We start from the raw sequence: 18814 nt of genomic DNA on the forward strand, positions 1-18814 counted from the left end.
CCTTTACCCGGCAGGAGTACGAGAACCATGGCCAACGTACCGGTCCAGCGCATGTCCCAGTTGATGGCGAAGACGCTGCGCGACGACCCGGCGGACGCCGAGGTCCTCAGCCACAAGCTCCTCGTCCGCGCCGGCTACGTCCGCCGCACGGCCGCCGGCATCTGGAGCTGGCTGCCCCTCGGCAAGAAGGTCCTCGCCAACGTGGAGCGCGTCGTGCGCGAGGAGATGGACGCCATCGGCGCCCAGGAGGTCACCCTGCCCGCCCTGCTGCCCCGTGAGCCCTACGAGGCGACCGGCCGCTGGGACGAGTACGGCCAGGAACTCTTCCGGCTCAAGGACCGCAAGGGCGGCGACTACCTCCTCGGCCCCACCCACGAGGAGATCTTCACCCTGCTGGTCAAGGACCAGTGCACGTCCTACAAGGACCTGCCGGTGATCCTGTACCAGATCCAGACCAAGTTCCGCGACGAGGCCCGCCCCCGTGCCGGCATCCTGCGCGGCCGCGAGTTCCTGATGAAGGACTCGTACTCCTTCGACCTGGACGACGACGGCCTCGGCCGCTCCTACGCCCTGCACCGCGAGGCCTACCAGCGCGTCTTCGCCCGCCTCGGCCTGGACTACCGCATCTGCGCCGCCACCGCCGGCGCCATGGGCGGCTCCCGCTCCGAGGAGTTCCTCGCGCCGTCCGAGGCCGGCGAGGACACCTTCGCGGACTGCCCGAACTGCGACTTCGCCGCCAACACCGAGGCGATCACCTACGAGCTGCGGCCCGTCGACGCCTCGGCCGTGCCCGCGCTGGAGGAGATCCCCACCCCGGACACCCCGACCATCGAGACGCTGGCCGCCTCGCTGGGCGTCCCCGCCTCCGCCACGCTGAAGAACCTGCTGGTCAAGGTGGACGGCGAGATCGTCGCCGTGGGCGTGCCCGGGGACCGCGAAGTGGACCTGGACAAGGTCGAGGCGCACTTCGCCCCGGCCGCCGTCGAGATGGTCACCGAGGCGGACTTCGCCGGCCGCCCCGACCTGGTCCGCGGCTACGTCGGCCCGCAGGGCCTGGGCGAGAAGGTGACGTACATCGCCGACCCGCGCGTGGCCCCCGGCACCGCCTGGATCACCGGCGCCAACAAGGAGCACACCCACGCGAGGAACGTCGTCGCCGGCCGCGACTTCGAGGTCGACGCCTACGTGGACGTCGTCGTCGTCCAGGACGGCGACCCGTGCCCCAAGTGCGGCACCGGCCTGAAGCTGGACCGCGCCATCGAGATCGGCCACATCTTCCAGCTCGGCCGCAAGTACACCGACGCGCTCAAGCTGGACGTCCTCGGCCAGAACGGCAAGCCGGTCCGGGTCACCATGGGCTCCTACGGCATCGGCGTCTCCCGCGCCGTCGCCGCGCTCGCCGAGCAGACCGCCGACGACAAGGGCCTGGTCTGGCCGAAGGAGGTCGCCCCGGCCGACGTGCACGTGGTCGCCGCCGGCAAGGCGCTCCAGACCGAACTGGCGCTGGAGGTCGCCGGGAAGCTGGCCGCCGCGGGCGTTCGCGTCCTGGTGGACGACCGGGCCGGCGTCTCCCCGGGCGTGAAGTTCACCGACTCCGAGCTGATCGGCGTGCCGCAGATCCTCGTCGCCGGCCGCCGCGCCGCCGACGGCGTGCTGGAGCTGAAGGACCGCCGCACCGGTGAGCGCGAGGAGCTGACGGTCGAGGAAGCGATCGCCCGCCTGACGGCCTGATCACCTCCCGGCCGCCGCGTCCCGGCCGCCGCGTCCCGGCCGCCGTGTCCCGGTCGCCGTGTCCCGGTCGCCGCGTCCCGGCCGCCGTGCCCCGGTCGCCGTGCCCTGATCGGGGCCCGGCGACCGGCCGGCTAGAACCAGCCGGCGAACTCCAGCAGCAGTTCCGCGTCCTTCGGCCGCCCCACGCGCAGTGCCCGCACCCCGGACTCCACCGCCCGGAACAGCGTCCAGCCGCGCAGCCGCTCCTGGTCGACCTCCAGGGACTCCGCGAGCCGCTTGATCCGGCGCCGGGTGGTGGCCGCCCCGGACGCCTGCGCGATCAGGTCCTCCACCCGGTCCCGGACCAGCCGCGCCAGGTCGAAGGCGCTCTCGCCGACCACCGGGTCCGGGCCCACCGCCAGCCACGGCATCCGCTCGCCCGAGAGCACCTTGCTCTGCCGGAACGTGCCGTGCAGCAGCAACGGCGCGGGCGGCGCGTCGAGCAGTTCCTCGCGCGCGGCGAGCGCCGCCCCCACCAACGGGGCCACGTCCGGATCGGCGTCCGCGCTCGCCCGCATGGCCGCCGCCTGCCGACCGGTGCGCTCGGCGACGGTCTCGAAGACCTGGCCCGCCGGCGGCTCCACCCACAGCCTGCGCAGCGTCCCCGCCGCCTCCAGCAGGGCCTTCGCCTCCGGCAGCGAGCGCACCGACACGTCCGGGTGCAGCCGCTCCAGCAGCAGCGCCCCGTCCTGTGCCGCGGGCTCCAGCAACCGCACCGCGCCCCGCCCGGACCAGTGCGCCAGCGCTGCCCGCTCGCTCTCCGGGCGGGCCCGGGGCGGCGCCAGCTTCAGCACGGCCGGGTCGCCGTCCGGCCGCCGCACCAGCACCACCAGGCTGCTGCGCCCGCCCGGCACCTGCACCCGCTCGACGGTCAGCCCGCGCCGGGCGACGGCCTCCCCGGCCGCCGCGGGCAGCCCGGCCAGCCAGCCGTCCCCGGCCGGTGCCGTCTCGTCGAGCGCCCGCACCAGGCGGGGCGGCGGTTCCAAAGCCATACGCGCGTGTTCCCTTCCTGTGGGGCCGTGGGCCCTGTCGGGCCTGTTCGCGTCCTGTCGGGGTCATGCCCGGGCCGGCGCCCGGGTCTCCGGCCGGCTCCCCGGCGCCGCGCCGCCTAGCGCCGCGCCGGCGCCGGGCCGGTGGCGGAGGCCGACGGGGTCGTGCCGGCCGCGCCCGTCCGCTCGGCGGACCGCTCGGCGAGCCCAGGGAAGGCTACGCTCTCCCCGCTCCAGCGCACCGCCCGCACCGCGGCCTCCCGCAGCGCCCCGGCCGCGTCGGTCCGCCGCGTCCCGGTCGCCGCCCGCACCAGGTCCGAGTACACCCCGGCCACCCGCTCCTCCAGCCGCGCGGCCAGCCGCAGCGCGGCGGCGCCGTCCCCGACCGGGAACGGCAGGGTGTACGCGGCGCTCGCGGCGACCGGCGTGGCGCCCAGGTCGCGCACCGCGCGCACGAGTGCGTCCCGGCGGGCGCGGTGGGCGTCGTACGCCGTGCGCGCCTCCGCCCGGCGCCGCTCGCCGATCCGCCCGCCGACGACGCCGTAGCCGTACACGGCCGCGTGCTCAGCGGCCAACGCCGCCTGCAACGCACCCACCTCGGCCCGCTCAGTCCCGTCGCTCACCTGACCCCCTCCGTCAGCAGGTACGCGTGTGCGGCGCCGGCCGCCGCTACCGAGGCCAGCAGTCGGGCCAGCTCGCCCGGTGCCTTCAGCAGGTCCTTGGCGCGTCGGTCGGACAGGGACCGCTCGGCGGCGGCCAGCCCGGCGACGGCGTCCTTCCCGGCGGCCGGGACGGGCGTGGCGGAAGCGGAAGCGGTGGGGCTCGCCGTGACCGTGGTGCCCTCCTCGAAGGCCGCCGCGTGCGCCGCGACCTGCGCCCGCAGCGGGCGCAGCCGGTCCGCCAGCCCGGGATGCGCGGCGAGCACCGCGTCGTAGCGCCCCAGCAGCTCCCGGCTGTCGCGCGCCGCACGCGCGCGTGCCCGCGCGACGGCCGACGGGCCGTCGTCGCCGTCCGGGCCGGCCGAGCAGCCCGCCAGCAGGGCGGCACCCGCGGCCGAGGCGAGCAATGATCTTCTGCGCGGCCCCGAGGGGGCGCGCGACGGTGGCGGATACGGCACGGCTGACGTCCTCGCGGGGCTCGTACGAACACACGGGCGGGGAAGAGCGGCCCGCCGTTGATCACCGTACCCGCGCACCGCCCCGGCCGCCCTCACCGGCTCGGCGCCCCGGCGCACACCCCCGGTCCGGCCCCCCGCCCGGAGGCAGGACGCAACACCCTCCGCGACCCGATACCCTTTGACCAGACACGCGACCCATCCCACAACAGCACACGCGGCCGAGGAGTCACCCGGATGAGCACCACCCAGAGCGAGAGGCTGCGAGAGCTGCTCGAACCGCTCGTCACCTCCCATGGGCTGGATCTGGAAGAGATCGCCGTGGACTCCGTAGGACGCAAGCGGGTGCTGCGCGTCGTCGTGGACTCCGACAGCGGAGCGGACCTGGACACCGTCGCCGAGGTGAGCCGCGCTCTCTCGGCGCACCTGGACGAGACGAACGCGATGGGCGAGGACGCGTACGACCTGGAGGTCGGAACCCCCGGCGCCGAGCGCCTCCTCACCGAGCACCGGCACTTCGTGCGTGCCACAGGCCGGCTGGTGAAGTTCCAGCTCACGGAGGGCGGCGAGCTGGTCGCGCGCATCCTGGAGGCCGACGGCGAGGGCCTCGACGTGGAGGTGCCCGGCGTGAAGGGCCGCAAGGCCACCGCCCGCAGGATCACCTTCCCCGAGATCGCCAGGGCGCGCGTGCAGGTCGAGTTCAACCGCAAGGACAGCAAGGACAACAAGAGCGACATGAAGGAAGAGGAGGAGGCGTAGCCGTGGACATCGACATGAGCGCCCTGCGGGGTCTGGTGCGGGAGAAGGAGATTTCCTTCGACCTGCTGGTCGAGGCGATCGAGTCGGCCCTCCTCATCGCCTACCACCGCACCGAGGGAAGCCGCCGACACGCGCGCGTGGAGCTCAACCGGCAGACCGGTCATGTGACCGTGTGGGCGAAGGAGGACCCGGAGGACCTCGCGGAGGGCCAGGAGTCCCGCGAGTTCGACGACACGCCGTCCGGTTTCGGCCGTATCGCCGCCACCACCGCCAAGCAGGTGATCCTGCAGCGGCTGCGCGACGCCGAGGACGACGCGACGCTGGGCGAGTACGCCGGCCGTGAGGGCGACATCGTCACCGGCGTGGTGCAGCAGGGCCGCGATCCGAAGAACGTGCTGGTGGACATCGGCAAGCTGGAGGCCATCCTGCCGGTGCAGGAGCAGGTGCCCGGCGAGACCTACCCGCACGGCATGCGCCTGCGGTCGTACGTCGTCCGGGTGGCCCGGGGCGTCCGCGGACCGTCGGTCACCCTCTCGCGTACCCACCCGAACCTGGTGAAGAAGCTCTTCGCCCTGGAGGTGCCGGAGATCGCCGACGGCTCGGTGGAGATCACCGCGATCGCCCGTGAGGCCGGTCACCGCACCAAGATCGCCGTACGGTCCACCCGTTCGGGCCTGAACGCCAAGGGCGCCTGCATCGGCCCGATGGGCGGCCGGGTGCGCAACGTGATGGGCGAGCTGAGCGGCGAGAAGATCGACATCGTCGACTGGTCGGACGACCCGGCCGAGATGGTCGCGAACGCCCTGTCACCCGCCCGGGTGAACAAGGTGGAGGTCGTGGACATGGCCGCCCGCTCCGCGCGGGTGACCGTGCCGGACTACCAGCTGTCGCTGGCGATCGGCAAGGAGGGCCAGAACGCCCGCCTCGCGGCCCGGCTGACCGGCTGGCGGATCGACATCCGGCCGGACACCGAGCAGACCGGGGAGTAGGCGTGGGGGTCCGGGAATAGATCCGGACCGTCCGACGCTGAGATCACGACAAGAGCCGTTCGATTTTTGCCCCATAGGGGTGAGGTCGCTACGGGGAGGTAGACTTAACTGTGTCTGGCCGGACGCACGCCGGATCATGCCCTGAACGCACCTGTCTGGGGTGCCGGAAGCGGGCGGCCAAGGACGATCTCCTGCGGATCGTGGAGAGCGGGGACGCATGCGTCCCCGATCCTCGCGGTACGCTGCCCGGCCGGGGTGCGTACGTGCACCCCGCCCTGGTCTGTCTCGACCAGGCGGTTCGCCGCCGGGCGTTCCCGCGGGCACTGCGCGTCCCGGGACCGCTCGACACAAAGGCGTTGCGCCGATACGTCGAGCAGACGACAGTTGCCGAGCAGGCAACACCGTAAGACGTGCCGTACGGAACACCGTGCGGCTTGGTACCTCGCGAGTCGAAAGCAGGTCGAGATTGCGATGAGCACTCGATGAGTACGCGATGAGTACGCCCATGAACTAGCGACGGTCCGGCTTCAACCCGGACCTCAAAGGAGCGAAGTGGCTAAGGTCCGGGTATACGAACTCGCCAAGGAGTTCGGTGTAGAGAGCAAGGTCGTCATGGCCAAGCTCCAGGAACTCGGTGAATTCGTCCGTTCGGCGTCTTCGACCATCGAAGCGCCGGTTGTACGCAAGCTGACCGACGCCTTCCAGGGTGGTGGCAACGGCAAGTCCGCCGGCAGGCCCGCCCCGCGCAAGGCTTCCCCGAGGCCCGCCGCGCCGTCCCCGGCGCAGGCGGCCCGTCCGGCTGCCCCGGCCCCCCGGCCGGCGGCGCCCAAGCCCCAGTCGGCACCGGCGGCACCCGCCGCGCAGCAGCCCGCCGCCCCGGCGGCGCCCGCGGCGCCGTCTCCCGCGGCGTCCGCGCCGGCCCTGGGCCCGCGCCCGGTGCCCGGCCCCAAGCCCGCGCCGCGTCCGGCCCCGGCCGCCCCGGAGTTCACCGCTCCGCCGGCCGCCCCCGCCGCGCAGGCACCCCAGGCCCCGCAGGCCCCGCAGGCCCCGCAGGCTCCGGCCGCCCAGGGCCAGCGTCCCGGCTCCCGTCCGGGTGCCCCGAAGCCCGGTGGCGCCCGTCCGGCCTCCGGCCAGGGCCAGGCGCCCCGTCCGGGCCAGGGCGGCGGCCGCCCCGGCGGCCAGTCCGCGCGTCCCGGTGCCCGTCCGGCCGGCCCGCGTCCGGGCAACAACCCCTTCACCTCCGGCGGCAACGCCGGCATGGCGCGCCCGCAGGCGCCCCGTCCGCAGGGCGGCCCGCGTCCGGGCGGTCCCGGTGCCCCCGGCGCCGGTCCCCGTCCGCAGGCGCCCGGCCAGCAGGGCGGCGGTCCGCGTCCGCAGGCTCCGGGCGGTTCCCGTCCGTCGCCGGCCGGCATGCCCCGTCCGCAGGGCGGCCCGCGTCCCGGCCCGGCCGGTCCGCGTCCCAACCCCGGCATGATGCCGCAGCGTCCCGCTGCCGGCCCGCGTCCGGGCGGCGGTGGCCCCGGCGGCCGCGGTCCCGGTGCCGGCGGTCGTCCCGGTGGCGGCGGCGGTCGTCCGGGCGGTGGCGGCTTCGCCGGCCGTCCCGGCGGCGGTGGCGGCGGCTTCGCCGGCCGTCCGGCCGGTCCCGGTGGCGGCGGCGGCGGTTTCGCCGGCCGTCCGGGTGGTCCCGGCGGTGGCGGCGGTGGCCGTCCCGGCTTCGGCGGCCGTCCCGGCGGTCCCGGTGGCCGCGGTGGCACGCAGGGCGCCTTCGGCCGTCCCGGCGGTCCCGCGCGCCGTGGCCGCAAGTCGAAGCGGCAGAGGCGCCAGGAGTACGAGGCCATGCAGGCCCCGAGCGTCGGCGGCGTGATGCTGCCGCGCGGCGGCGGCGAGACCATCCGTCTCTCCCGCGGCGCGTCGCTCACCGACTTCGCGGAGAAGATCAACGCCAACCCGGCGTCGCTCGTCGCGGTCATGATGAACCTCGGCGAGATGGTCACCGCGACCCAGTCCGTCTCCGACGAGACCCTCCAGCTCCTCGCCGGCGAGATGAACTACACGGTTCAGATCGTCAGCCCGGAGGAGGAGGACCGCGAGCTGCTCGAGTCCTTCGACATCGAGTTCGGCGAGGACGAGGGCGACGAGGAGGACCTGGTGGTCCGCCCGCCGGTCGTCACCGTCATGGGTCACGTCGACCACGGTAAGACCCGGCTGCTCGACGCCATCCGCAAGACGAACGTCATCGCGGGCGAGGCCGGCGGCATCACCCAGCACATCGGTGCCTACCAGGTCGCGACCGAGGTCAACGACGAAGAGCGCAAGATCACCTTCATCGACACCCCGGGTCACGAGGCGTTCACCGCCATGCGTGCCCGTGGTGCGAAGTCGACCGACATCGCGATCCTGGTCGTCGCGGCCAACGACGGCGTCATGCCGCAGACGGTCGAGGCGCTCAACCACGCCAAGGCGGCCGACGTGCCGATCGTGGTCGCGGTCAACAAGATCGACGTCGAGGGTGCCGACCCGACCAAGGTGCGCGGTCAGCTGACCGAGTACGGCCTCGTGGCCGAGGAGTACGGCGGCGACACCATGTTCGTCGACATCTCCGCCAAGCAGGGTCTGCACATCGACTCGCTGCTGGAGGCCGTGATCCTCACGGCCGACGCCTCGCTCGACCTGCGGGCCAACCCGAACCAGGACGCGCAGGGCATCTCGATCGAGTCCCGTCTCGACCGCGGCCGCGGTGCCGTGGCGACGGTCCTCGTCCAGCGCGGCACGCTGCGGGTCGGCGACACGATGGTCGTGGGCGACGCCTACGGCCGGGTGCGCGCCATGCTCGACGACAACGGCAACAACGTCGCCGAGGCCGGACCCTCGACGCCGGTGCAGGTCCTGGGCCTGACCAACGTCCCGGGTGCGGGCGACAACTTCCTGGTGGTCGACGAGGACCGTACGGCCCGTCAGATCGCCGAGAAGCGCGCCGCCCGCGAGCGCAACGCGGCCTTCGCCAAGCGCACGCGCCGCGTCTCGCTCGAGGACCTGGACAAGGTGCTCAAGGCCGGCGAGGTCCAGCAGCTGAACCTGATCATCAAGGGTGACGCTTCCGGTTCCGTCGAGGCTCTCGAGTCCTCGCTGCTCCAGCTTGACGTCGGCGAAGAGGTCGACATCCGCGTCCTGCACCGCGGCGTCGGTGCGGTCACGGAGTCCGACATCGACCTGGCGATGGGCTCCGACGCCATCGTGATCGGCTTCAACGTCCGTGCGGCAGGCCGCGCGGCGCAGATGGCCGAGCGCGAGGGTGTGGACGTCCGGTACTACTCGGTCATCTACCAGGCGATCGAGGAGATCGAGGCGGCCCTCAAGGGCATGCTCAAGCCGGAGTACGAAGAGGTCGAGCTGGGCACGGCGGAGATCCGCGAGGTCTTCAAGTCGTCCAAGCTGGGCAACATCGCCGGTGTCCTGGTCCGCTCGGGCGAGGTCAAGCGCAACACCAAGGCGCGCCTCATCCGCGACGGCAAGGTGGTCGCGGAGAACCTCACCATCTCCGGTCTGCGCCGCTTCAAGGACGACGTCACCGAGATCCGCGAAGGCTTCGAGGGCGGTATCAACCTCGGAAACTTCAACGACATCAAGGTCGACGACGTCATCGCGACGTACGAGATGCGCGAGAAGCCGCGGGCGTAACACGCCTACGGCACACGCTGGCCGACGGGACTTCCGGTCCCGTCGGCCGGCGTGGCTTTTCCGGTGCCTCCGGGCACCCGGCCGTGCCGAAACCCTGTCGAGCCACCGGCGGGTACGCGGTACGGTTCTTGATGTCCCCGGCCACACGGACCCGGGGCCGTCGATCCCGTACCGGCGGGTGAACCGGTTACACACATGTACGTGGGGACTCTGTCCTTCGACCTCCTCCTCGGTGACGTCCACTCGCTGAAGGAGAAGCGCTCCGTGGTCCGCCCGATCGTCGCCGAACTCCAGCGGAAGTACGCCGTGAGCGCGGCCGAGGTGGACCACATGGACCTGCACCGGCGGGCGGTCATCGGCCTCGCCACGGTCTCCGGGGACGCGGCGCACCTCACCGACGTGCTCGACCGGTGCGAACGGCTGGTCGCCGGCCGCCCCGAGGTGGAGCTGCTGTCCGTACGACGGCGCTTCCACGGCGACGACGACGACTGACCACGAAACGCAAGCAAGAAAGAAAGAACGGGAGACGGACCAGTGGCCGACAACGCGCGGGCGAAAAGGCTGGCGGACCTCATCCGGGAGGTGGTGGCCCAGAAGCTGCAGCGCGGGATCAAGGACCCGCGGCTCGGCTCGCACGTCACCATCACGGACACCCGGGTCACGGGTGACCTGCGGGAGGCGACCGTCTTCTACACGGTCTACGGCGACGAGGAGGAGCGGGCCGCCGCCGCGGCGGGCCTGGAGAGCGCCAAGGGCGTCCTGCGCTCCGAGGTGGGCCGCGCGGCCGGGGTGAAGTTCACCCCCACCCTGACCTTCGTCGCGGACGCCCTGCCCGACACCGCCCGGAACATCGAGGACCTGCTCGACAAGGCCCGGCAGTCCGACCAGAAGGTGCGCGAGGCGGCCACGGGCGCCGCGTACGCCGGCGGAGCGGACCCCTACAAGAAGCCGGCCGACGAGGACGCCGCCCCGGACGACGGCACCGACACGGACGGCGACGTCGCGGAATGACCCAGAAGCACACCACGCCCGACGGCCTCGTCATCGTCGACAAGCCGTCGGGCTTCACTTCGCACGACGTGGTCGCCAAGATGCGCGGGATCGCCAGGACCCGCCGCGTCGGCCACGCCGGCACCCTCGACCCGATGGCGACCGGCGTGCTGGTCCTCGGTGTCGAGCGCGCCACCAAACTGCTCGGGCACCTCGCGCTCACCGAGAAGGAGTACCTGGGCACCGTCCGCCTGGGCCAGAACACCGTGACCGACGACGCCGAGGGCGAGATCACCTCGTCCACCGACGCCTCCAAGGTCACCCGGGACGCCATCGACGCCGGCATCGCCAAGCTCACCGGCGACATCATGCAGGTGCCGTCCAAGGTCAGCGCCATCAAGATCGACGGCGTGCGGTCGTACAAGCGGGCCCGTGAGGGCGAGGACTTCGAGATCCCGGCCCGGCCGGTCACCGTCTCCTCCTTCGCGGTGTACGACGTCCGGGACGCGGTCGCCGAGGACGGCACGCCCGTGCTCGACCTGGTCGTGTCGGTGGTCTGCTCCTCCGGCACCTACATCCGCGCCCTCGCGCGCGACCTGGGCGCCGGCCTCGGCGTCGGCGGCCACCTCACCGCGCTGCGCCGCACCCGGGTCGGCCCGTACAAGCTGGACGCGGCCAGGACCCTGGACCAGCTCCAGCAGGACCTGACCGTGATGCCGATCGCCGAGGCCGCGGGCGCCGCCTTCCCGCGCTGGCAGGTCGACGCCAGGCGGTCCCGGCTGCTGCTGAACGGCGTCCGGCTGGACATGCCCGACGAGTACGCGGACGCCGGTCCGGTGGCCGTCTTCGACGACGACGGCCGCTTCGTCGCGCTCGTGGAGCAGCACCGGGGCAAGGCCAAGAGCCTGGCCGTCTTCGGCTGAGCCGGGCCCTCCGGGTCCTTTGCCGAGGGCCTTCCGGACCCTCCGCCGAGGCTCCTCCGGGCCCTCCGCCGCTCCCGCGTTGCCCGCCGCTCCCGAGTTGCCCGCCGCTCCCGTGTTCTCCGCCGCTTCGGTGGCGTCCGCCGTGGAGCGGCGGCCGGCCACGGGTCCGGCCCTGCCGCCACTCCACGGCCCCCCTCGGTTCCCCCTCTCCCAGAGTTGTCCAGCGGGCCCCGCCGATTCACCCGGCCGGCCGGGCGCGCGGAGTGAACCGGGGAGCGGAAAGGGGCGCGTTCCCCGGCCCGGACGGCGGCGCGGAACGTGCGCCCGGTCACAGCCCCCATGCCGATGCGGGGGCGCGGCACCCGGCATGGCACCCTTAGACCTGCACCACGAGGTCAAGGTAGACACGGACAAGGGTTCGAGGAGCGGTCACAGTGCAGCGCTGGCGTGGCTTGGAGGACATCCCCCAGGACTGGGGGCGCAGCGTCGTCACCATCGGTTCCTACGACGGCGTGCACCGCGGCCACCAGCTGATCATCAAGCACGCCGTGGACCGCGCCCGGGAACTGGGCGTGCCGGTCGTCGCCGTCACCTTCGACCCGCATCCCAGCGAGGTCGTCCGCCCCGGCAGCCACCCGCCGCTGCTCGCCCCGCACCACCGCCGCGCGGAACTGATGGCCGGGCTGGGCGTCGACGCCGTGCTCGTCCTGCCGTTCACCACGGAGTTCTCGAAGCTGTCACCGGCCGAGTTCGTGGTGAAGGTGCTGGTCGACAAGTTGCACGCCAAGGCGGTCGTGGAGGGCCCCAACTTCCGCTTCGGCCACAAGGCGGCCGGCAACGTCGAGTTCCTCGCCGCACAGGGCAAGGTCTACGACTTCGAGGTCGACGTGGTCGACCTGTACGTGACCGGCGAGGCGGGCGGCGGCGAGCCGTTCTCCTCCACGCTGACCCGCCGCCTGGTCGCCGCGGGCGACGTCGCGGGCGCCCGGGAGATCCTGGGCCGTCCGCACCGCGTGGAGGGCATCGTCGTCCGTGGCGCCCAGCGCGGCCGCGAACTGGGCTTCCCGACCGCCAACGTCGAGACGCTCCCGCACACCGCCGTCCCCGCCGACGGCGTGTACGCCGGCTATCTGCACGTCCAGGGCGAGGCCATGCCGGCCGCGATCTCCGTCGGCACGAACCCGCAGTTCGACGGCACCGAGCGCACGGTGGAGGCGTACGCCATCGACCGCGTCGGCCTCGACCTGTACGGCCTGCACGTCGCCGTCGACTTCCTCGCCTATGTGCGCGGCCAGGCCAAGTTCGAGTCGCTGGACGCCCTGCTGGAGCAGATGGCCGAGGACGTGCAGCGCTGCCGGGAGATCGTGGCGGCGCAGTAGTCCGCTCACCGCCCCTCGGCGCCACGACACGAAAAGGGCGGCCGGTGCTCGACGCACCGGCCGCCCTTTTCCCTTGGCGCCTATGGCCCCTACTGCTCGGGCGGAGCCTGCGGCGGCTGCTGCCCCGGGTGCGGCTGCGGCTGGGGCTGGGGCTGGGCCTGCGGCTGTCCGGGCTGCGGGTAGCCCGGCTGCTGGGCCGGGTACGGCTGCGGCCCGCCCTGCTGCGGCGGGTACGGCTGCTGCTGCGGGGCGTAGGGCTGGCCCGGTGCTTGCGGGTACGGCTGTCCAGGAGCCTGGGGGTAGGGCTGATCCGGTGCCTGGGGATACGGCTGGCCCGGCGCCTGCGGGTACGCCTGATCCGGCGCCTGCGGATACGGCTGGCCCGGCGCCTGGGGGTAGGGCTGGCCGGCACCGTACACCTGGCCGGGCGTCTGGTGTCCCGGCATCGGCGGGGCGGCCACCGGCGGCGGGTTGCCGTCGCTCGTCCACAGGCCCTGCGACTGCTGGTGCCGGGTGAAGTCCTCGGCGATCAGCGCCGCGAGGTTGAAGTACGCCTCGCGCGTCTTCGGGCGCATCATGTCGAGGTCGACCTCGGCACCGGCGGCCAGGTGCTCGTCGAACGGCACCACCACGACCCCGCGGGTGCGGGTCTCGAAGTGCGCGACTATGTCCTCCACCTTGATCATCTTCCCGGTCTCGCGCACCCCGGAGATCACGGTCAGGGACCGGGAGACCAGATCGGCGTACCCGTGCGCGGACAGCCAGTCCAGCGTCGTACTGGCGCTGCTCGCGCCGTCCACGGACGGCGTGGAGATGATGATCAGCTGGTCGGCGAGGTCCAGCACACCGCGCATGGCGCTGTACAGCAGACCGGTGCCCGAGTCGGTCAGGATGACCGGGTACTGCCTTCCGAGGACGTCGATCGCCCGCCGGTAGTCCTCGTCGTTGAACGTGGTCGAGACGGCCGGGTCCACGTCGTTGGCGATGATCTCCAGACCGGAGGGCGCCTGGGAGGTGAACCGCCGGATGTCCATGTACGAGTTCAGGTACGGGATCGCCTGGACGAGGTCGCGGATGGTGGCCCCGGTCTCCCGGCGCACGCGCCGCCCCAGCGTGCCGGCGTCCGGGTTGGCGTCGATGGCGAGGATCTTGTCCTGCCGCTCGGTGGCCAGGGTGGAGCCGAGCGCGGTCGTCGTGGTCGTCTTGCCGACACCGCCCTTGAGGCTGATGACCGCGATCCGGTAGCAGGACAGCACCGGCGTGCGGATCAGCTCCAGCTTGCGCTGCCGCTCCGCCTCCTCCTTCTTGCCGCCCAGCTTGAACCGGCCGCCGGCCGCCGTGGGCCGGCCGCTCTTGGCCTTCTGCTTCTTGTTGTTGAGCAGCCGGTCCGAGGACAGCTCGACGGCGGCGGTGTAACCGAGCGGCGCGGCACCGGGGTTGGTCGGCTGCCGCTGGTCGTGCTGCACGGCCTGCGGCCACGCGGCACCGGTACGCGGGTCGACCGGCGCCTGCGGGGCCTGCGGAGCGCCGGGACCGGCGTCCTGGCCCTGCGGAGGCTGCGGGAAGCCGTAACCGGGCTGCTGCGGCGGGGCGCCGGGTGTTCCCGGCTGCGGGAACCCGTAACCGGCGTGCTGTGCGGCGGTGTTGGGAGCACCGGGCGGCGGGAATCCGTAACCGCCCGGTGCGGCGGGGCCGTTGGCGTGCGGCTGGGGCCCGCTGCCGGGGGCCGGGGGCTGTGGGAAGCCGTAACCGCCGGGCTGGGGCGGGGTGTCGGGACCGCCGGGCTGTGGAAAGCCGTAACCGTCCGGGGGAGTGGGGCCGTTGGGGGCCGGCTGGGGGCCGCCGGGAATCGGCTGCGGAGCGCCCGCCGGTGCCCCGGGCTGACCCGGCTGTCCTTGCTGGCCCGGCTGGTGCCACGCGGTGGGTGCGGGCTGCGGGGCCTGCGGCTGGAACGGCGGCTGCGGGAAGGGCCCCTGCGGGAACGGCGGTTGCGGGAACGGCGGCTGCTGACCGGGCGCGCCGGCCGGTGACCGGCTGTCCGCCGGCTGCGGCTGGTGGCCGGGCATGGGCCCGGGCTGCTGCGGGGCGCCCTGCTGCGGCCACTGGGCGGCGGGCGCCGGGGCGGCGGGCTGGTACGAGGGCGGCAGCGGAGGCAGCCCGTCCTGCGGCGCCGACGGCGTCCAGCCGGGCTGGGCGCCCTGGGCGACGGGCGGCACGGCGGCGTACGGGGCGCCGGGACCGGGCTGCGGCACACCGGGCTGCGGCACGCCGGGCGGCGGGAAGCCGTAGCCGCCGGGCTGCGGTGCGCCGGGCGGAGCCGCCTGAGGCAACGGCCCGCCGGGCTGAGCGGTGCCGGGCTGGGCAGTGGCCGCCGCTGCGGTGCCGGGCTGCTGGGCGCCTGGAGCGGTCGCGGCGGCCTGCTCGGCGGCGTACGGGGCACCGGGGCCGGGCTGGGGCACGCCGGGCGGCGGGAAGCCGTAGCCGCCGCGCTGCGGTGCGCCGGGCGGGGTCGCGTCAGGCAGCGGCCCGCCGGGCTGGGCGGTGCCAGGCTGGGCGGTACCGGGCTGCTGGGCCTCCGTGTCGGGTGCGGCGGTCTGCTCCGGTGCGTGGTCCGACGTGCCGTCACCCGGGGCGTCCTCGCCCGGCGCATCGCCACCCGGGACCTCGTCCCCGGAAGCGCCGTCCGGCGCGGCGGAGTCCTCCAGCGCGGTCTGCCGGGGCGTGCCGTCCTCGGCCACGCCCTCCGTCTCCTCGGCGGCACCGTCCTCCGCTGCGGCATCCCCGGCCGTCTCCGCCGGGCCGCTCTCGCCCCGTACCCCGTCCGTCTCCTCGCCGTCCTCCTGGTCCCGCTCCCCGCTCCGCTCCTCGTCGGACGCGGCCTCCTCCGCAGCGGCGGTCCGCGCCACCGCGTCCTCGGCCGGGGCGGCTTCGTCGTCTCGGGAGTGGCCGTCCGCGCCCTCCGCCGAGCCGGTGCCCGCGGACGCGGTCCGCTGCCCGGCCGCCGCCACGCGCTCGGCGATCTCGTCCATCTGGCGTTGCAGCGAGCCGGCGGAGAACCGCATGGTGGCCCCGCTCTCCAAGTCCCCGTCGTCCGGCTCCGGTTCCACCGCGGCGGCCGGGTCCGCCTGCGGCTGCTGCGGCTCGAAGCCCTTGGGCAGCCGGGGCACCGGGACGGGACCGCCGGCCGGCGGCGCGGGCTGTGCGGCCGGGGCGTACGGCGTGCCCGGCGCGGGCGGAGCGTACGGCGTGCCCGGCGGCGGGAAGGCGGTCCCCGGGACGGGCGGGGGCGGCGGGTACGCGGCACCCTGCGGCGCGGCGAACGGCGTTCCCTGCGCGGGAGTTCCCGGCACCGGAGTGCCCTGCGGGGGAGTGCCGGCCGGCTGGGCGGCCGGCGCGGGCGGCGTCGGACCCGGGACCGGCGGACCGGCCGGGAACGACGGCACACCGGGTCCGGCCGAGGCGCCCGGCGCACCGGAGGCGTTCTGCGTGTACCAGGCGGGGGGAGCGTAGTCGATGGTGAACTCGCCGGTGGTCTCGACGGCCTCCGCGTCGGGCTGGTCATCGCCGGGTGTGTCCCAGCCCCCGCGCATCCCGTCCCGATCGCTGCTCACAGTTCCTCCTGGTGTGGTCGAGCACCCTCATGCCGTGCCGGGGCGACCATGTCGTGTCGTACCGAATCGTCCGTAGTCGTTCGGGGCGGTCCGGCTCAGCGGACCTGCCCCGGGACACCGACGCCCGGCCCACGGGTCCTGCCATCGCGCCCACTCCCAGCCTAATCACCAGGAGCCACCCCCCGGCAGGCCCGCCCGCCTCCGTGTGGACGCATCGCGGGGCCGCCGCCCGCCCGGAGACCGGATGCCCGCCCCTGCCCCGGCCGGAGGAAACAGGGAGCAAACGGCAGGCATGCGGCGAAGACGGACCGGGCGGGACGTGCGCGCGGGCGTGAACAAATAGGACGTGCGGGGGCAGTTCAGTCCATCCGCCGCGGCGTGCCCAACAATCCGATCTCGGCGTCGGTCGGTTGGGTCAGCACATATTGCCGGTCACGGTCGGTGCACCACAGGGTGACGCCGTCGGGCAGCGCCGGCAGCGACTCCACCTCGGTCCGCGACAGGCCCATGGTGCGCCCGAGTTCGGCCGCCTCGTCCGGCGAGACCCGCTGGATGCCGGCCAGCCGCGCCTGCCGCAGCAGCCGGGGCGCGACCGGGCTCAGGTACGGCAGCAGGGTCAGCACCGACTGCCAGGGCCCGGACACCACCCGGCCGCGCGGCGGACGCATACCGCAGTCCCGCACCACCAGCACCGGCGTACCGGCGGAGGCGCCCTGCGGCGGGACCCGCCCCACCTCGTACACGGACAGGCCGTTCTGCCCGCCGCCCATGGCGTGCACCATCTGCATCCACGCCTGCGGCCGGCCGGTCTCCACGGCGACCCGGGCGCCGGTGGCCGCCGTGCGCAGCGCCAGCACCTGCGCCGTCCACAGACCGCCGATCAGGATAACGTCGTAGGGCGTGGGCCGGTTGATGCCCAGCACGGCCGGCTGGCCCTCGGCGTCGACACCCGCCACCACGCCGTCGTCCCCGATCGGCAGGGCGAGCGCGTCCAGGTGCTGGGCGGACAGGCCGTGCCGGCCGTGCCGGGGCCCGATCAGACCGAGTCCGTGCCGCAGCAGCCCGGCCGCCCGCCGCGGCCCGGAGGGCTCCCGCGCGGCCGGTCCCGCCGGGGAGGTCGTGCCCATCGTCGTCATCGCGCACCTCCGAGGGGCAGAGTGGCCAGCATGCCGGGCAACTGCTCGCGGTCGAGCCGGGCCAGGCCCGCCCCGGACCGCCGGGCCGCGTCCTCCAGCGCGCGCCGGGCCGCCACGAGTTCGTCGTCGCTGCGCCCGGTCACCCGCAGGTGCCCGCACAGCGACACCTCCTGCCGCTCGCCGCGCGCCAGCGTCAGACTGAAGGTGGTCGCCAGGGCCGGCACTGCCGTGACCCGGGCGACGAACTGCGGCAGGGACTCGGCCCCGCCCCCGCCCAGCGGCGGCCACCGCCGCACCCAGTACGTCGTGTGCCGCCGGTTGTCGCAGCGCCAGCTCCGCCCGGACTCCTCCGTGCGCCGCTCCCGGGTCTCGCTGCGTCCCGCCTCCGCGGTGACCAGCGGGTTCGCGCAGGCCGAGGTGGCGACGGCGGCGACCAGCTCCTCCTCGTCCAGCACCCGCGCCCGGAACCCGGCGCCGGTCAGCCGGCTCGCCAGATGGTCCGCGATCCGTACGACGCACTTCTGCGCCCCTTCCAGCCCGCCGCCGCGCGCCGCCACGGCCTCCGCGCACAGCTCCGGGTCCAGCTTGAGCGCGATCCAGGTGATGCGCACGGCCGGGGCGCCGGTCTGCTCCTGCAACGGGACGTAGTTGGCGACGGCCACCGACTGCTGGGGCAGGTGCAGCGCGGGAGCGGGCTGGGTGTGCAGCACGACCTGGGCGGACTCCAGGCGGATGCCGTCCACCTCCAGCGCGTCGCGCACCAGGCCCAGCGGCAGCGGCTGGCGGCTCCGCTCGGCGCGCAGCGCGGTCGCGTCGGCCTCCACCTGGAGCACGGCGGTGACGAACGTGCCGTCGCCGATGACGCCGACCGGCCGGCGGTCACGCCCGCCGTACGAGGAGGTGCGCAGGGCCGGTTCGCACTCCACCGCCGGGACCAGCCCGGGCTCCGTGCCCGGCGGCACCGGGGTGTGCGCGGCCCGCTTCTGCCGCGCCCGCAGCTCCCGCGCGGTGGCGAGCCACTCGGGCAGGGACCGGCCCCGGCGCCGTACGAACGCCAGCAGGAGCAGCACCAGCGCGAGCACCGCGGCCGGCACCAGGGCCGCCATGCCGACGGCCCAGCCGGCCAGCAGTACGCCCGCCGCCAGCTCCACCAGCACCAGCCGTTGCAAACGGAACGAACCGGCCTGGCCCGGCCGTTGCCTGAGGCCGGGCGTGACCTGCTGGCGGTCCCCGCCGCGCCGGGCGGACGCGTCGCGCGCCGGCGTCCCGGACCCGGCCGCACGGCCTCGTGCCGCCGACCGGCCGCGTGCTCGCGTCCGCGTTCCGGAAGCCATCACTCCATCCCCCCGTTTTACTCACAACTCACTGGAACCAGGCCACCGAACAAGGCCCTTGAGGGCCCCGGTACCCTACCCGCTCCACGCGGTCCGCTCCGTACCAGGCATAGTAGGGGCCGGGTCCGACAACGGAGGGCGG

15 protein-coding genes are annotated in these 18814 nt (G+C 74.4%); 9 read left to right on the plus strand and 6 right to left on the minus strand.

Going from position 1 to position 18814, the window contains the following annotated elements; all coding sequences use genetic code 11:
• Positions 1-27 precede the first annotated feature (27 nt).
• Complete coding sequence (locus tag ACZ4SV_RS30470) at positions 28-1731, plus strand: proline--tRNA ligase (protein WP_468008057.1); 1704 nt, start codon at positions 28-30, stop codon at positions 1729-1731.
• A gap of 131 nt (positions 1732-1862) precedes the next feature.
• Here the strand turns inward: ACZ4SV_RS30470 and ACZ4SV_RS30475 are convergent, their stop codons facing one another.
• The 3 genes from ACZ4SV_RS30475 to ACZ4SV_RS30485 all read right to left on the minus strand — a co-directional run bounded on the left by ACZ4SV_RS30475 (position 1863) and on the right by ACZ4SV_RS30485 (position 3876).
• Positions 1863-2762 (minus strand): aminoglycoside phosphotransferase family protein, encoded by a 900-nt coding sequence (locus ACZ4SV_RS30475; RefSeq protein ID WP_365877738.1) that lies wholly within the window; start codon positions 2760-2762, stop codon positions 1863-1865.
• Between the two features lie 116 nt (positions 2763-2878).
• Positions 2879-3382, minus strand: coding sequence for a ferritin-like domain-containing protein (locus tag ACZ4SV_RS30480; protein WP_468008060.1), 504 nt, complete (start codon positions 3380-3382; stop codon positions 2879-2881).
• Positions 3379-3876 carry a hypothetical protein gene (locus tag ACZ4SV_RS30485; protein WP_468008062.1) on the minus strand — a complete coding sequence of 166 codons (498 nt, stop codon included), beginning with the start codon at positions 3874-3876 and terminating at the stop codon, positions 3379-3381. Before ACZ4SV_RS30485 ends, ACZ4SV_RS30480 begins: the two co-directional genes overlap by 4 nt.
• 234 nt (positions 3877-4110) lie before the next feature.
• Here ACZ4SV_RS30485 and rimP point away from each other — a divergent pair, with 234 nt between their 5' ends.
• From rimP to ACZ4SV_RS30525, 8 genes are all read left to right on the plus strand, one after another.
• The gene (rimP, locus tag ACZ4SV_RS30490; RefSeq protein WP_468008064.1) at positions 4111-4632 is read left to right on the plus strand and encodes a ribosome maturation factor RimP; all 522 of its coding nucleotides are present in this window, start codon (positions 4111-4113) and stop codon (positions 4630-4632) included.
• A gap of 2 nt (positions 4633-4634) precedes the next feature.
• Positions 4635-5621, plus strand: coding sequence for a transcription termination factor NusA (gene nusA / locus ACZ4SV_RS30495; protein ID WP_365877730.1), 987 nt, complete (start codon positions 4635-4637; stop codon positions 5619-5621).
• A 110-nt stretch (positions 5622-5731) separates the two neighbouring features.
• Positions 5732-6028, plus strand: coding sequence for a YlxR family protein (locus ACZ4SV_RS30500; protein ID WP_365877728.1), 297 nt, complete (start codon positions 5732-5734; stop codon positions 6026-6028).
• Positions 6029-6173: 145 nt separating this feature from the next.
• A complete protein-coding gene (infB, locus tag ACZ4SV_RS30505; protein ID WP_468008067.1) occupies positions 6174-9299 on the plus strand; it encodes a translation initiation factor IF-2 in 3126 nt (1041 codons plus the stop codon).
• 195 nt (positions 9300-9494) lie between these two features.
• Entirely contained in the window at positions 9495-9791 is a 297-nt protein-coding gene (locus tag ACZ4SV_RS30510; RefSeq protein WP_397940521.1) for a DUF503 domain-containing protein, read from the plus strand.
• 42 nt (positions 9792-9833) lie between these two features.
• Positions 9834-10310, plus strand: coding sequence for a 30S ribosome-binding factor RbfA (gene rbfA, locus ACZ4SV_RS30515; RefSeq protein ID WP_397940523.1), 477 nt, complete (start codon positions 9834-9836; stop codon positions 10308-10310).
• The gene (gene truB, locus ACZ4SV_RS30520; protein WP_365877718.1) at positions 10307-11212 is read left to right on the plus strand and encodes a tRNA pseudouridine(55) synthase TruB; all 906 of its coding nucleotides are present in this window, start codon (positions 10307-10309) and stop codon (positions 11210-11212) included. The genes rbfA and truB overlap by 4 nt, the downstream gene beginning before the upstream one ends.
• Before the next feature lie 434 nt (positions 11213-11646).
• Positions 11647-12591 (plus strand): bifunctional riboflavin kinase/FAD synthetase, encoded by a 945-nt coding sequence (locus tag ACZ4SV_RS30525; RefSeq protein ID WP_397940527.1) that lies wholly within the window; start codon positions 11647-11649, stop codon positions 12589-12591.
• Positions 12592-12680: 89 nt separating this feature from the next.
• On the opposite strand, the gene ACZ4SV_RS30530 is transcribed toward ACZ4SV_RS30525, so the two are convergent.
• From ACZ4SV_RS30530 to eccE, 3 genes are all read right to left on the minus strand, one after another.
• Positions 12681-16202 (minus strand): SCO5717 family growth-regulating ATPase, encoded by a 3522-nt coding sequence (locus tag ACZ4SV_RS30530; RefSeq protein WP_468008071.1) that lies wholly within the window; start codon positions 16200-16202, stop codon positions 12681-12683.
• A 359-nt stretch (positions 16203-16561) separates the two neighbouring features.
• Positions 16562-17338, minus strand: coding sequence for a hypothetical protein (locus ACZ4SV_RS30535; protein WP_468008073.1), 777 nt, complete (start codon positions 17336-17338; stop codon positions 16562-16564).
• On the minus strand, positions 17335-18672 hold the full coding sequence (eccE, locus tag ACZ4SV_RS30540; protein WP_468008075.1) for a type VII secretion protein EccE: 1338 nt from the start codon (positions 18670-18672) through the stop codon (positions 17335-17337). Before eccE ends, ACZ4SV_RS30535 begins: the two co-directional genes overlap by 4 nt.
• Between the last annotated feature and the right edge of the window lie 142 nt (positions 18673-18814).

The sequence above is a fragment of the Streptomyces sp. NPDC027672 genome (genome assembly GCF_055566335.1).

What these genes read in the sequence shown, in the direction of transcription:
- ACZ4SV_RS30470 (WP_468008057.1), top strand. Translation starts at nt 28, where the DNA reads ATGGCCAACGTACCGGTCCAGCGCATGTCCCAGTTGATGGCGAAGACG.
- ACZ4SV_RS30475 (WP_365877738.1), bottom strand. Translation starts at nt 2,762, where the DNA reads ATGGCTTTGGAACCGCCGCCCCGCCTGGTGCGGGCGCTCGACGAGACG.
- rimP (WP_468008064.1), top strand. Translation starts at nt 4,111, where the DNA reads ATGAGCACCACCCAGAGCGAGAGGCTGCGAGAGCTGCTCGAACCGCTC.
- ACZ4SV_RS30510 (WP_397940521.1), top strand. Translation starts at nt 9,495, where the DNA reads ATGTACGTGGGGACTCTGTCCTTCGACCTCCTCCTCGGTGACGTCCAC.
- truB (WP_365877718.1), top strand. Translation starts at nt 10,307, where the DNA reads ATGACCCAGAAGCACACCACGCCCGACGGCCTCGTCATCGTCGACAAG.
- ACZ4SV_RS30535 (WP_468008073.1), bottom strand. Translation starts at nt 17,338, where the DNA reads ATGACGACGATGGGCACGACCTCCCCGGCGGGACCGGCCGCGCGGGAG.
- eccE (WP_468008075.1), bottom strand. Translation starts at nt 18,672, where the DNA reads ATGGCTTCCGGAACGCGGACGCGAGCACGCGGCCGGTCGGCGGCACGA.